The organism is Streptomyces sp. NPDC051963 (assembly GCF_044593495.1).
GTDB lineage: Bacteria > Actinomycetota > Actinomycetes > Streptomycetales > Streptomycetaceae > Streptomyces.
Genome location: NZ_JBIUCC010000002.1, coordinates 604,053 through 617,546, shown reverse-complemented (window position 1 = coordinate 617,546; position 13,494 = coordinate 604,053). Strand labels below are relative to the sequence as shown.

General features: G+C 70.6%; 14 protein-coding genes and 1 riboswitch. Of the genes, 10 read left to right on the top strand and 4 right to left on the bottom strand.

Going from position 1 to position 13,494, the window contains the following annotated elements:
* Positions 1-71: 71 nt before the first annotated feature.
* Positions 72-740 carry a phosphotransferase gene (locus tag ACIHFB_RS09215; RefSeq protein WP_400126132.1) on the bottom strand — a complete coding sequence of 223 codons (669 nt, stop codon included), beginning with the start codon at positions 738-740 and terminating at the stop codon, positions 72-74.
* Between the two features lie 249 nt (positions 741-989).
* Positions 990-1,063, top strand: a riboswitch (cobalamin riboswitch).
* A 131-nt stretch (positions 1,064-1,194) separates the two neighbouring features.
* Here ACIHFB_RS09215 and ACIHFB_RS09210 point away from each other — a divergent pair.
* The 8 genes from ACIHFB_RS09210 to ACIHFB_RS09175 all read left to right on the top strand — a co-directional run bounded on the left by ACIHFB_RS09210 (position 1,195) and on the right by ACIHFB_RS09175 (position 8,849).
* Positions 1,195-2,418 carry a prenyltransferase/squalene oxidase repeat-containing protein gene (locus tag ACIHFB_RS09210; protein ID WP_365288189.1) on the top strand — a complete coding sequence of 408 codons (1,224 nt, stop codon included), beginning with the start codon at positions 1,195-1,197 and terminating at the stop codon, positions 2,416-2,418.
* Complete coding sequence (locus ACIHFB_RS09205; protein WP_400126130.1) at positions 2,415-3,044, top strand: SCO2322 family protein; 630 nt, start codon at positions 2,415-2,417, stop codon at positions 3,042-3,044. The genes ACIHFB_RS09210 and ACIHFB_RS09205 overlap by 4 nt, the downstream gene beginning before the upstream one ends.
* Positions 3,037-4,245, top strand: coding sequence for an energy-coupling factor transporter transmembrane component T (locus tag ACIHFB_RS09200; protein WP_400126128.1), 1,209 nt, complete (start codon positions 3,037-3,039; stop codon positions 4,243-4,245). The genes ACIHFB_RS09205 and ACIHFB_RS09200 overlap by 8 nt, the downstream gene beginning before the upstream one ends.
* On the top strand, positions 4,242-5,945 hold the full coding sequence (locus tag ACIHFB_RS09195) for an ABC transporter ATP-binding protein (RefSeq protein WP_400126126.1): 1,704 nt from the start codon (positions 4,242-4,244) through the stop codon (positions 5,943-5,945). The genes ACIHFB_RS09200 and ACIHFB_RS09195 overlap by 4 nt, the downstream gene beginning before the upstream one ends.
* Complete coding sequence (locus ACIHFB_RS09190; protein WP_400126125.1) at positions 5,942-6,787, top strand: ECF transporter S component; 846 nt, start codon at positions 5,942-5,944, stop codon at positions 6,785-6,787. The genes ACIHFB_RS09195 and ACIHFB_RS09190 overlap by 4 nt, the downstream gene beginning before the upstream one ends.
* Positions 6,788-7,123: 336 nt before the next feature.
* A complete protein-coding gene (locus ACIHFB_RS09185; protein WP_365288179.1) occupies positions 7,124-7,543 on the top strand; it encodes a transglycosylase SLT domain-containing protein in 420 nt (139 codons plus the stop codon).
* A gap of 170 nt (positions 7,544-7,713) precedes the next feature.
* Positions 7,714-8,406 carry a YoaK family protein gene (locus ACIHFB_RS09180; protein ID WP_400126122.1) on the top strand — a complete coding sequence of 231 codons (693 nt, stop codon included), beginning with the start codon at positions 7,714-7,716 and terminating at the stop codon, positions 8,404-8,406.
* A 152-nt stretch (positions 8,407-8,558) separates the two neighbouring features.
* Positions 8,559-8,849, top strand: a complete 291-nt coding sequence (locus tag ACIHFB_RS09175) for a hypothetical protein (RefSeq protein ID WP_365288175.1) — start codon at positions 8,559-8,561, stop codon at positions 8,847-8,849.
* Positions 8,850-8,984: 135 nt separating this feature from the next.
* Here ACIHFB_RS09175 and ACIHFB_RS09170 read toward each other — a convergent pair whose 3' ends face one another.
* The gene (locus ACIHFB_RS09170; RefSeq protein WP_400126120.1) at positions 8,985-10,220 is read right to left on the bottom strand and encodes a cytochrome P450; all 1,236 of its coding nucleotides are present in this window, start codon (positions 10,218-10,220) and stop codon (positions 8,985-8,987) included.
* Positions 10,221-10,676: 456 nt separating this feature from the next.
* Here ACIHFB_RS09170 and ACIHFB_RS09165 point away from each other — a divergent pair, with 456 nt between their 5' ends.
* Positions 10,677-11,846, top strand: coding sequence for a steroid 3-ketoacyl-CoA thiolase (locus ACIHFB_RS09165; RefSeq protein WP_365278311.1), 1,170 nt, complete (start codon positions 10,677-10,679; stop codon positions 11,844-11,846).
* Here ACIHFB_RS09165 and ACIHFB_RS09160 read toward each other — a convergent pair.
* Both ACIHFB_RS09160 and ACIHFB_RS09155 read right to left on the bottom strand, forming a co-directional pair.
* Positions 11,830-12,180 (bottom strand): DUF397 domain-containing protein, encoded by a 351-nt coding sequence (locus ACIHFB_RS09160; RefSeq protein WP_400126118.1) that lies wholly within the window; start codon positions 12,178-12,180, stop codon positions 11,830-11,832. The genes ACIHFB_RS09165 and ACIHFB_RS09160 overlap by 17 nt on opposite strands.
* On the bottom strand, positions 12,140-12,988 hold the full coding sequence (locus tag ACIHFB_RS09155) for a helix-turn-helix domain-containing protein (RefSeq protein ID WP_400126116.1): 849 nt from the start codon (positions 12,986-12,988) through the stop codon (positions 12,140-12,142). The genes ACIHFB_RS09160 and ACIHFB_RS09155 overlap by 41 nt, the downstream gene beginning before the upstream one ends.
* A 74-nt stretch (positions 12,989-13,062) precedes the next feature.
* On the opposite strand from ACIHFB_RS09155, the gene ACIHFB_RS09150 reads away from it, so the two are divergent.
* A complete protein-coding gene (locus tag ACIHFB_RS09150) occupies positions 13,063-13,488 on the top strand; it encodes an ATP-binding protein (RefSeq protein WP_400126114.1) in 426 nt (141 codons plus the stop codon).
* The last annotated feature ends 6 nt before the right edge of the window (positions 13,489-13,494 follow it).

Here is a 13,494-nt window from a genome sequence, read left to right as displayed (position 1 = left end):
CGTTGACGATCCGGAGGCGGCGTCAAACGGACTCGGACTGACTCCGCAACGCCCGGCGGCACCGGGGCGCATCACCCAAAGGGCACCTGCCTGCGGATGAACTCCTCGGCAACACCGAGGAGTTCGACCTCTCGCCGGGTCATCGTCGGATTGGCCGCCCGCCGTCGCCGGGCCTCCGCCAGCGCGTCCTCCGTGAGGTGGGACGGATCGGCGAGGAGGGCCGTGAGCATGGCGGTGGCAGGTGCGGCGATCGGGGTGTCGTCGACCGCGACCTGGGCGAGGATCATCGACGAGATGGCCCAGTCCAGCGCCGGGTCACCCTCCTCCGTGTTGGTCCAGTCGATCACTCGGGGGCCGTCGGCGGTGAGGATGACGTTGTCGGGGTGCAGGTCGAGGTGGAGGATGCGGGCGCCCTCCGACCGGCGGGCGGGGACGGTGTGCAGCTCGCGGAGCAGACCGGCGAGGGTGGCGCCCGCCTCCTCCGGGCCGAGCGAACCGGCGAGGCACGCCTCCAGCATCGTCGGTCCGGACAGGCGCTCCATCACCAGGTCGGTCCGCGAGGAGTCGGGCAGCCGCACCCGCGGGACCGGGTAGCCGTACCCGCGCACATGGTCCATCACCGCCCCCACGGCCGCCGAGTCCCCCCACCCCTGCCGGTCCCGGCGCAGCACCCACGCCTCGTCGATCTCGTACACGTCGGCGTCACGACCGGAGCCGAGCAGTCTCCCCGTTGGCGGCATGGCCAGAATCCAAGCAGATCGCGGCAGCGCCCTGAAGGGGCACGGGGAACTGCGCAACCAGCCACGACGACGGCATCCCACGGCACCGCAAGCGCAACGCGACGACATCTCGCGCCACTGCCAACCGCACTACGACGACATCTCGCGGCGCTGCCGGCAGCACAGTGCCCCCGGCCCCGCTCACAGCCACCCCCCAGCCCCCCGCCCCCGTCCCGGTAGAGTGGGCAGGTCGTCATCACACCCGTACGGGGGGAAGCCGGTGTAATTCCGGCGCTGGCCCGCAACCGTGAGCCGCTCGTGGAGGGCGGTGAGCCGGACTGCCCCGGATGGTCGTGACCGGCTCACGCGCATCGGCAACCGGCCGGTGTGCGGCACCGTCGAGGTATACGGAGCCGAGCCGCCCGGGGGTGTCCCGTGCTGCCCGGCTCCCTTCAGGGAGAGGCACCCGCCGATCATGAACGTCCGCCGCAGCGCCGCGGTCCTGGCCGCCCTCGCCGTGATCGGCACGGCCGCGCCCGCCGTCGCCGCCCCGTCGCCCTCCCCGTCGGTGGCGATACCCGACGGGCTGTACGGCAGCACCGACCCGACGTACGACGGTGTCTGGCGTCAGTCACTGGCCCTGATCGCGCAGATCAAGTCGGACGTGAAGCCGGCCGCCAAGGCCGTCGACTGGCTGATCGGGCAGCAGTGCGAGAACGGGGCGTTCGCCGCCTTCCGCGCCGAGCCCGCCAAGGCCTGTGACGCCAAGGTCATGGTCGACACCAACAGCACGGCCGCCGCGGCCCAGGCCCTGTCCCTCGCCGGAGATGGAGACGGCGGCGGCGAACACATGGACCTCGCCATGAAGGCGGCGGACTGGCTGAAGGCCCGGCAGAACAAGGACGGCGGCTGGGGCTACACCCCCGGCGGGCCCAGCGACGCCAACTCGACCTCCCTCGTCATCGGTGCCCTGACCTCCATCGGCCAGGACCCCGAGACCGCGGAGAACGACGGCAAGTCCCCCTTCGACGCCCTGCGCGAGCTGGCCCTGACGTGCGCCGACGGCGGTGCCTTCGCCTACCAGCCGGACAAGAAGGGCAAGTTGGCCGCCAACGCGGATGCGACGGCGGCGGCCGTGCTCGCCATGAAAGGCATGAGCATGGAGTCGGCGAAGACTGCTGCGGACACGGACCTCGCCTGCGCCGACGCCACCCGCCCCGACCCGGACCGGGCCGCCGCCAACGGCGCGTCCTACCTGGCCGAGACGGTACGCAAGGACGGCTACCTGAAGTCCGCGCTCCCCGGCGCCGAGGACCAGCCCGACTACGGCAACACCGCGGACGCGGTCGTCGCGCTCGCCGTGACGGGAGGGCCGAAGGCGGCGCAGCAGCCGCTGACCTGGCTGGAGGAGAACACCGCGGACTGGGCGAAGCAGAGCGGGCCCGCCGCCTACGCCCAGCTGATCCTCGCCGCCACCGCGACCGGCGCCGACCCGCGCGACTTCGGCGGCGCGAACCTGGTCGAACAGCTCAACGCGACGGGCCCGGCCCCGCAGGCCACCGAGCAGGCCACCGCCCCCAGCGAGAAGAGCGACGACGACTCCTCCTTCAACGTCTGGTGGATCGTCGGCATCGGCCTCGTCGCCGGTATCGGCATCGGCTTCCTGCTGAGCGGCCGCAACAAGCGGCGGCAGCCATGACCCGCCGCCTTTCCGCCCTGCTCGTGCTCATCCTCGTCTGGACGGGCACCGCGGGCCAGGCGCACGCCACCGGCTACCGCTACTGGTCCTTCTGGGACCGCACCGGCAACACCTGGACCTACGCCACCCAGGGCCCCTCCCTCGCCCGCCCCTCCGACGGCGACGTCCAGGGCTTCCGCTTCGCGGTGAGCGAGGACTCGGCCGACGCCAGCAAGCCCCGCGGCACGGCCGACTTCACCTCCATCTGCGCCAAGACCCCTCCCGCGGACGGGAAGAAGCGGGTCGCCCTGGTCATCGACTTCGGTACTCCGGCGGACGCACCCGAGGGAGAAACCCCGCCCCGGCCCCGTACGGCCTGCGCGGTGATCTCCCCCGACGCCTCATCGGCCGAGGCGCTCGCCGGCGTCGCCAAGCCCCTGCGCTACGACACCAACGCCCTCCTCTGCGCCATCGCGGGCTACCCGGAGACGGGGTGCGGGGAGCAGGTGACGAAGGAGAACGGCACGGCGAGGGCAGGCAAGAAGGACGGCGGCGGCCCATCGGTGGGACTGCTCGCAGGCGCGGCGGTGGTGGCAGTACTGGGAACGGCAGCGGTGTGGCAAACGCGGCGGCGCCGACATGGCTGAGCGGGCCGGGCGAAGTCAACTCCGTTTCGACAGCGCCCTAAAGGGGCGCGGGGCTGTATCGATATGCGGCTCCGCCGCGGGGCGCGACCAGCCACGACGGCGCCGCAGACAATCAACGACACATCGCGGCACCCCCCGCGCACAACTGCACCCCGGCGCCTGGTGGCTCTGGTCAATAAGCCTCGGCACCGCCGCCACCCGCACCACCAACCCCCTCCTCCTCGCCCTCCTCATCGTCACGTCCGCCTACGTCGTGGCCACCTGCCGCCCCGACACCCCCACCGCCCGCTCCTACTCCGCCTTCGTCAAACTCGCCCTCGTCGTCATAGCCATCCGCCTCCTCTTCGCCGTCGCCCTCGGCTCCCCCATCCCCGGCAGCCACACGCTCCTCACCCTCCCCGAAGTCCCCCTCCCGGACTGGGCCCAAGGCATCCGCCTGGGCGGGAAGGTCACCGCGGAATCACTTCTCGCCGCCCTCTACGACGGCCTGAGGCTCGCCACGCTCCTCATCTGCGTGGGCGCGGCGAACGTGCTCGCCAACCCGTCCCGCCTCCTCAAGTCCCTCCCGGGCGCGCTGTACGAGACCGGCGTGGCAGTCGTCGTAGCCCTCACCTTCGCGCCGAACCTCATCGCCGACGTCCAGCGGCTGCGCGCCGCCCGCCGTCTGCGCGGCCGCCCGGACAGGGGCATCCGTGGCCTCGCCCACGTCGGACTCCCGGTCCTGGAGGGCGCGTTGGAACGCTCCGTCGCCCTCGCCGCCGCGATGGACGCCCGCGGCTACGGCCGTACCGCCGACGTCCCGCCCGCCGTCCGCCGTACGACCACCGCCCTCACCCTCGGCGGCCTGCTCGGCGTCTGTGCGGGAACGTACGGACTCCTCACCGCCGAAGGCGGCACGTACGGCCTCCCGGTCCTCCTCGCCGGAGTCGCCGCGGCCCTCGCCGGACTCCACCTCGGGGGCCGCCGCTCCCTGCGCACCCGCTACCGCCCGGACCCCTGGAACGTCCGCGCCTGGCTGGTCACCGCGTCCGGCGCGGCCGTGGCCGCCGCCCTCGCCCTCGCGGCGGCCCACGACCCGGCCGCACTCCACCCCGGCCTCGTCCCCCTGGTCGCCCCGACCCTCCCCCTGTGGCCCGCGGCGGCCGTACTCCTCGGCCTGCTCCCCGCCTTCATCGCGCCCAACCCGAAGGAACAGTCATGATCCGCTTCGACGATGTCTCCGTGACGTACGACGGTGCGGCCGAACCCACCGTCCAGGGCGTGGACTTCGAGGTGCCGGAAGGCGAGCTGGTGCTGCTCGCCGGCCCGTCCGGAGTCGGCAAGTCGACGGTCCTCGGCACGGTCAGCGGGCTCGTCCCGCACTTCACCGGCGGCACCCTGCGCGGCCGTGTCACGGTGGCGGGCCGTGACACCCGTACGCACAAGCCGCGTGAACTCGCCGACGTGGTCGGCACGGTGGGACAGGATCCGCTCTCCCACTTCGTGACGGACGTCGTCGAGGACGAACTCGCCTACGGCATGGAGTCGTTGGGCCTCGCCCCGGACGTGATGCGCCGACGCGTCGAGGAGACCCTGGACCTGCTGGGCCTGGCCGATCTGCGGAACCGCCCCATCGCCACCCTCTCCGGCGGCCAGCAGCAGCGCGTCGCCATCGGCTCGGTCCTCACCCCGCACCCGAAAGTCCTCGTCCTGGACGAACCGACCTCCGCCCTCGACCCGGCAGCCGCCGAAGAGGTCCTCGCAGTCCTGCAACGCCTGGTCCACGACCTCAGCACCACGGTCCTCCTGGCCGAACACCGTCTGGAACGCGTCATCCAGTACGCCGACCAGGTCGCCCTGCTCCCGGCCCCGGGCGCCACACCGATCCTGGGCACTCCGGCGGAAGTGATGGCCGTATCGCCGGTATACCCGCCGGTGGTCGCCCTGGGCCGCCTGGCAGGCTGGTCCCCCCTACCCCTGACGGTCCGAGACGCCCGCCGAAGGGCAGCGAACCTGCGCGAGCAACTCAACAAGCGCGCCACCACCGCCCCTCAGGGGCGCGGGGAACTGCGCGACCAGCCACCGACTGCCCGCAGCCGCCGACGATCCGAAACCCCCGAGCTCCTGGGCGCCCGCTGGTTCCGAAGCAAACGCAGCACCCCAACCTCCCCCTACACGGCCGCCGTACAAGCCCTCACCGTCACCCGTAACCACATCCGCGCCCTCCACCACATCACCCTCACCATCACCCCCGGCGAAACCATCGCCCTCATGGGCCGCAACGGCGCCGGAAAATCCACCCTCCTCAACACCCTCGTCGGCCTCGCCGAACCGTCCGCCGGTTCGGTTCACGTCGGCGGAGCCGTACCCCACCGCACCCCGCCCCGCGACCTCGTCCGCCGCGTCGGCCTGGTCCCGCAGGAACCCCGAGACCTCCTCTACGCCGACACGGTCGCCGGCGAATGCACGGCGGCCGACGCCGACGCGGGCGCAGAACCCGGCACCTGCCGTGCCCTCGTCTCCGAGCTCCTCCCCGGCATCCCCGACGACACGCACCCCCGCGACCTCTCCGAGGGCCAGCGCCTGACCCTCGCCCTGGCCGTCGTCCTCACGGCCCGCCCGCCACTGCTCCTCCTGGACGAGCCGACCCGCGGCCTCGACTACGCGGCGAAGGCCCGCCTGGTCACGCTCCTTCGTGAGCTGGCGGCGCAGGGCCACGCCATCGTCCTGGCCACCCACGATGTGGAACTGGCCGCCGAGCTCGCGCACCGGGTGGTCCTCCTGGCCGAGGGCGAGGTGATCGCCGACGGCCCGACGGCCGAGGTGGTCGTGTCCTCCCCGTCCTTCGCCCCGCAGGTCACGAAGATCCTGGCCCCGCAGGAGTGGCTCACGGTCACGCAGGTGAGGGAGGCACTGGCATGACCGTCGACACCCCTCAGCCCCGCCCGACCCCTCAGTCCCGTCCGGTCCCTCTCGGTCCCCGCTCCGTCACCGCCCTCGCGCTGGTCAGCGCGGTGGGAGTGATCGCCTTCGGCTGGCCCTTCCTCGCCCCGCCCACCTCCCAGGTCAGCGCCCACGCCCAGGACGCCCCCTGGCTGTTCGCGGGGCTGCTGGTGCTGCTGGTCGCGGTGGTGGCGGCGACGATCTCCGAGTCGGGGCTCGGTCCGAAGGCGGTCGCGATGCTCGGGGTGCTCGCCGCGACGGGCGCCGCGCTGCGTCCCCTCGGTGCCGGAACGGCGGGGATCGAGCCGATGTTCTTCCTGCTGGTGCTGAGCGGACGGGTCCTCGGTCCGGGCTTCGGCTTCGTTCTCGGGTCGGTCACCATGTTCGCGTCGTCGCTGCTCACGGGTGGGGTGGGCCCGTGGATGCCGTTCCAGATGCTGGCGATGGGTTGGTTCACGATGGGCGCGGGCCTGCTCCCGGGCCCCGACCGGCTGCGCGGCCGCGCCGAACTCCTGCTGCTCGCCGGCTACGGCTTCCTGGCGGCCTTCGTCTACGGCACGGTGATGAACCTGGCCGGCTGGCCCTTCATGGGCGCCCTCGCCTCGAACGTCGCCTTCGACCCGGACGCGGCCGTCCCCGCGAACCTGGCCCGCTTCATCGCGTACTGCGTCGCCACCTCGCTCGGCTGGGACCTGGGCCGCGCGATCGTCACCGTCGTCCTGACGGTCACCCTCGGCCCGGCGATCCTCAAGGCACTGCGCCGGGCCACTCGGCGGGCCGCGTTCGAGGCGCCGGTCACATTCGACGCACCCGCTGCGTGAGAGGCGATGAACCGACGGTGAGGCGAGCGGTGAACCACCCCACATGACCCACATCACCTACGATCCAGCTTAGTCGGGCAATTCGGACGCCATGCGCATGCCATAACCGCCTCTGACCTGCACATTGAGAGCCACGTCACACAAACGACCTTCACCCCAGATGCGACTACAACTAGTAAAAGGGGTCATTGCGGACCCGTTCCCGGCCTGCTTCTCTGGATGACGTCGCACGGCGCCGATGTGCCCTCAGGGCCACGGCGCCGATGCATGCCCCCACCGCCTCCGTGCGGCACCGGCTTGCCCGCGACGCACTGTCCCCGAGGAAAAAGGTTCTCCGTGTCTGTCTCCCGCATCGCCCGCCGCATCGCGTCCCCGAAGAAGGCCCTCACGACCGCCGCCGTGGCCGCTGCCGCCACCGGCCTGGTCCTGACCGCGGCCCCGGCGCAGGCGGCGACCACGTCCTCCGCCACCCAGGCGCAGGCGATCGCGAAGAAGATGATCCCGAGCACCGCCCAGTACAACGCCTTCAGCAAGATCGTCGAGCACGAGAGCGGCTGGGACGTCGACGCCACCAACGCCTCCTCCGGCGCCTACGGCCTGGTCCAGGCCCTGCCGGGCTCGAAGATGGCCTCGGCCGGCTCGGACTGGAAGACCAACGCCAAGACCCAGATCGAGTGGGGTCTCGACTACATGAACGACCGCTACGGCAGCCCGGTCGGCGCCTGGAACTTCTGGCAGGCCAACGGCTGGTACTGATCCCGGCCCACAGCACGTGAAGGCGGCGGCCCCCGATCCCCGGGGCCGCCGCCTTCACCCTTTGCGACAACGGCTCACCTCAAAGAGCCCAGAATCCCCGCCTCAGTGGTCGACTTGAGTGCAGCGCACCCGTCGAGTGCAACGCACCCGTCCCACCGACCGGAGATTCCATGAGCACGCAGCGAGCCGAGACAGAGCCGTACGACCCCGAGGCGCGCGGACTGCGGCTGGTGCCGGTGCTGTTGCTGCTGACGGTGGTCAGCGGCCTGATCGACGCGGTGAGTTACCTGGGGCTGGGGCACGTCTTCACGGCGAACATGACCGGCAACGTGGTGGTCCTCGGCTTCGCGGCGGCGGGCGCACCCGGCTTCTCCATCGCGCACACGCTGACGTCGCTGGCGTCCTTCCTCGTGGGCGCGGTGGCGGGCGGCCGTATGGCGGTCTGGCGCGGCGGCGGCTCGCGCAGGACCTGGACCCGCCTCACCCTCGCCGCGGAGGCGCTGCTCCTGGGCGCGTCGTCCGCGGTCGCCTTCGCCGCACCGGACGCCCCGGCCACGCGCTACGCCCTCATCGCGCTGACGGCCTTCGCGATGGGCCTGCGCAACGCGACGGTCCGCAAGCTCGGCATCCCCGATCTCACCACCACGGTCCTGACGATGACCCTGACCGGTCTCGCCTCCGACTCCCGCGCCGGCGGCGGTACGGGCGTGCACTCCCCGCGCCGCACCGCCTCGGTCGTGGCCATGCTGGTGGGCGCGGCGCTGGGCGCATGGCTGGTGATCCACGTGAATCTGGGACTGCCCCTGCTGATCACGGCGGTACTGGTCGCCCTGTTGGCGGTGACGGCATCGGGCCGGGAGTGACCGCACTCGACGCCGCCTGCGGCAGGTGGGGGTCTAACTCATAAAACCCGGCGCGTCAAACCGGGCTTTCTTTAACATCTGTTACTAATCTCCCTTAACGGTATGAAGCGGATCTTTCGCAGACCGCACACACCTCACCCACCGGAGATGACATGCACAAGCTTCGCAAGGCTGCCGTTCTGGTCGCCATCCTCGGCAGCGTCGGCGCCCTGAGCGCCGGCACCGCCAGCGCTCACGGCGACGATGGCGACAAGGGCAAGGGCGGCAACTACAGCGTCCTTCAGAGCACCGAATGCAAGTCCCACGACCTGAACATCGACATCCTGGGCCAGGTCGGGATCCTCGACGGCCTGCTGGGCAACGGGCTCAACGGCGAGGGCAACTCGGGCGGCCAGGGCAACCACCTGGGCTCGTCCATGGGCTGCGACAACACCGCCTTCTGAGCACGCCCGGTCGCATGAGCGGCCGAATGCAGTGAAACAGGTCCCGGCACCGAGCCACTGGCTCCGGTGCCGGGACCTCCCCTTGAGGACGGGCCGGCGGCGCGCCGGGAGCTGCCGCCGGCCCGGGTCGATGGATCAGGCCAGGGTGACCTGGAGTTCCTTCACACCGTTGATCCACGCCGAGCGCAGCCGCCGCGGATCGCCCACCAGCCGCAGGTCCGGCATCGCGTCGGCTATCGCGTTGAAGATGAGGTCGATCTCCAGCACGGCCAGCGACTTGCCGAGGCAGTAGTGCGGGCCTCCGCCGCCGAAGCCGAGGTGCGGGTTCGGGTCGCGGGTGATGTCGAAGCCGTCGGGGTGGTCGAAGACCTCGGGGTCGTGGTTGGCCGAGGCGTAGAAGATGCCGACCCGGTCGCCCTTCTTGATCTGCTTGCCGCCCAACTCCGTGTCCTGGGTCGCCGTGCGCTGGAAGGAGTTGACCGGGGTCGCCCAGCGGACGATCTCCTCCGCCGCGGTCGCGGGGCGTTCCGCCTTGTACAGGTCCCACTGGTCCGGGTTGGTCAGAAACGCATGCATGCCGTGGGTGATGGCGTTGCGGGTCGTCTCGTTTCCCGCCACCGCCAGCATCAGGACGAAGAAGCCGAACTCGTCGGAGCGGAGGTTGCCTTCGTCCTCCGCCGACACCAGCGTGGTCACGATGTCCTTCGCCGGGCACTGCTTGCGATCGGCGGCCATGTTCATCGCGTACGCGATGAGTTCGGTGGCCGACTCGGCGCCGACCTCCTCGGTGATCGCGTACTCCGGGTCGTCGTACGAGATCATCTTGTTGGACCAGTCGAAGATCTTGGTCCGGTCGTCCTGCGGGATGCCGATCAGCTCGGCGATGGCCTGGAGCGGCAGTTCACAGGCGACGGACGTGACGAAGTCGAAGGGGCCGGGGTGGGCGCGCGCCTCCGACACGATCGATCCCGCCCTGGTCCGCAGCCGCTCCTCCAGCGCCCGGATCGCGCGCGGTGTGAAGACCCGTTGGACTATCTGGCGGACCCGGGTGTGCTCCGGCGGGTCCATGTTCAGGAGGATCAGGCGCTGGGCGTCTATCGCGTCCCGCTCGATGTGCTCGTTGAAGCGGATGATCGCGGTGTTGAGGTAGGAGGAGTACAGCTCGGGGTGCGTGGAGACGTACTTGACGTCCGCATGCCGGGTGACGGCCCAGTACCCCTCGTCCTGGAATCCCGCCAGGTTGGACGTCTGGGGGATCCAGCGGACCGGTTCGGCCAGCCGGAGCTCCGCGAACTCCGGCAGGGGGACTCGGTGTTGCAGCAGATCGGGGTCTGTGAAGTCGAACCCGTCGGGAAGCGCTGGACAGGACATCGGCGGCTCCGGACATCTGACGGTCCATCAGTAACGGGGAATCGCCGTGAAGGTAGTAACGGGTTCTACAAGTCGCAAGAGGTACGGCACTCCCAATTGCGTGCGGAGTTCGTGCAGATCGCAACTTCGGAGGCTGCACGCCCCTTGCGGCAGTGGACATCCTGTCAGCAGACTGCACACAGAACTAGAACGCGTACTAGTTCTGCGTGGCGGGCTGGGCCGGGACGCCTCCGCGCCACGCGGGTAACCCGGGCCTGTCCGGCGGATCAGGCCGGCCTCGGCCCAGGGCGCCCGAAGAAACACGGGTGAGCGAGGCCTGGTGCGTACACCTGCAAGGCGGAGGAGGGAGTCATGGCGCAGCCATGGCGACCGACGACAACGCGGCGGGTGTGCGTGCCGGGCCCCGCGACCCAGGCCTGATCCGCCGGACAGGCCCGAGGAGAGGACCCATCCCCCATGGCCGCGGAACCCGTGATCGTCGAAGCCGTACGCACCCCCATCGGCAAGCGCGGCGGCGCGCTCGCCAACCTCCACCCCGCCTATCTCCTGGGCGAGACCTACCGTGAACTCCTCGGCCGCACCGGCATCCCCGCCGACTGCGTCGAGCAGGTCGTCGGCGGCACGGTGACCCATGCCGGCGAACAGTCCATGAATCCCGCCCGCACCGCGTGGCTGACCATGGGGCTGCCGTACGAGACGGCCGCCACGACCGTCGACTGCCAGTGCGGCTCCTCGCAGCAGGCCTCCCACATGGTGGCCAACATGATCGCCGCGGGCGTCATCGACGTCGGCATCAGCTGTGGCGTCGAGGCCATGTCTCGTGTGCCGCTGGGCTCGGGCTCCAAGCACGGGCCCGGGAAGCCGTTCCCCGAAGAGTCGAACGTCGACCTGCCCAACCAGTTCGAGGCCGCCGAGCGGATCGCCAGGCATCGCGGTCTCACCCGCGAGAACGTCGACTCCCTCGGGCTCATCTCCCAGGAGCGGGCCGCGAACGCCTGGGCCGAGGAGCGGTTCAAGAAGGAGACGTTCGCCGTCCAGGTACCCACCACCGAGGACGAGCAGCGGGCCGGGCAGGGCATGTGGCGGCTCGTGGACAAGGACGAAGGGCTGCGCGACACGTCCATGGAGGCGCTGGCCCGGCTGAAGCCGGTCATGCCGACGGCCATCCACACGGCGGGCAACTCGTCGCAGATCTCCGACGGTTCGGCCGCCATCATGTGGGCGTCCAAGCGGATGGCACGGGCGCTGAAGCTACGGCCCCGGGCCCGGATCGTCGCTCAGGCGCTCGTCGGCGCCGACCCGCACTTCCACCTCGACGGGCCGATCGACGCCACGCGCACCGTGCTGGGCAAGGCCGGGATGTCCCTCAAGGACATCGACATCGTCGAGATCAACGAGGCCTTCGCATCGGTCGTGTTGAGCTGGGCCCAGGTCTTCGAGCAGGACCTGGCGAAGGTCAACGTCAACGGCGGTGGGATCGCGCTCGGGCACCCGGTGGGGGCCACCGGGGCCCGGCTCATCACCTCCGCACTCCATGAACTGGAGCGCGCCGACAAGGAGTTCGCGCTGGTGACGATGTGCGCGGGTGGCGGACTGGCCACCGGCACGATCATTCAGCGGCTGTAGCCGACGTCCAGTCGACGAAGGTGGAGAAGGCGGCGGGCTGGAAGGTGAGCATGGGGCCCGTCGTCTTCTTCGAGTCTCGTACGGCGACGGTGGCGGGTGCCTCGGCGATCTCGACGCACTCGCCGCCCTGGTCGCCGCTGTACGTCGACTTCCGCCAGGCGAGGTCCCCGACCGGCGCGCACTCGACGCACTCACCGCCCTGGTCGCCGCTGTACGTCGACTTCCGCCAGGCGAGGTCCCCGACCGGCGCGCACTCGACGCACTCACCGCCCTGGTCGCTGCTGTAGCTGGACTTACGCCACTGGATCCCCGTCGGAATCGCCTTGCTCGCCATAGCGTTCCTCCATCACGCGCCGGATCAGCTCCGCCGAGTCCTTGAGGGAGAGCGCGGCGGCTTGCAGATGATCGTAACGGAGCGAGCAGTCTTTGACGGTGTCCGGATTGGCGGTCGGATGCGCGCTGCCGTACCCCTCGGTGTAGACGATGGTCGGGTCGCTGGTGAAGCGGAAGAGGGTGTACGAGCCAGTCAGCCCCGCATGCGCCCCCGCCGAGAACGGCAACACCTGCACATTGATCCGCGGATTGCTCTCGAAGCCCAACAGATGCGCGAGTTGCTCCCGCATGACCTCCCGGCCACCGATCTCCTGGTACAGCGCGGCCTCGCTGAGGATCATCCAGAAGACCGGCGGCTCCTCCTTCTCGAAGATGCGCTGGCGGGCGAGCCGTACGGCGGTGCGGTCGTCGAGGTTGGTCTCGTCGAGCACGCCGAGGACGGCACGGACGTAGGCCTTGGTCTGGAGGAGGCCATGGACCATGTGCGTCTGGAAGGTGCAGATCTCCGTCGCCCGCGCTTCCAGCTCCGCCGTCTGCCTGAACCAGGCCGGAAGTTGGCTCCGCAACACCAGGTCGATCAGCCGGTACAGCAACCCGCCCGTCTCCAGCGCCGCGTCCGCCCGTTGGCTGAACTCCGGCGTCGGCAGCTTCCGTGCCGTCTCGATCTGGCCGACCAGTGAGCCGGTGTAGTTGAGGATGTCGCCGAGCTGGCGCTGCGTCAGCCCGGCGGCCTCGCGGTGGCGGCGCAGCTCGAAGCCGAAGTAGTCGAGCGGCGACGCTCCCGGATCAAGGACGTTGATGTGCGTCACTAACAGCCCCCACTCCAGAACCAGTTGTATCCGATCCGTAGCCCAGAGTAGTTGCGCCAGGCCAGCCTTGAGGTGTGAACGAACACATTCCCCCCGCCCTGCCGCCCACCCTCCTGGGCGCCCGCCCCGCCCAGTACGCCATGCGTCTCACCGTCGGCGCGCACTCGGCGCGGCACATCCGCCGTATCGTCCGTTCGCTGCTGCGCGAGTGGGAGTTGGCGGAGCTGGCCGACGCCGCCGAGCTGGCGGTGACCGAGCTGGTCGCCAATGTCGTACGGCATGTACCGGACCGGCGGTGCGGGGTGCTGGTGCTGCGACTGGCGGCGGGGGTGCGGGTGGAGGTGTCCGACGGGTCGCCGCAACTGCCCCGTACACGCAGCGAGTTGTGTCCGGAGGCGGAGGACGGGCGGGGGCTGGCGCTGCTGGATGCGGTGGTCGACAAGTGGGGCGTGGACCGGAGGGGGAAGGCCGGCAAGACCGTGTGGTTCGAGTGCGGGTGACGGGGT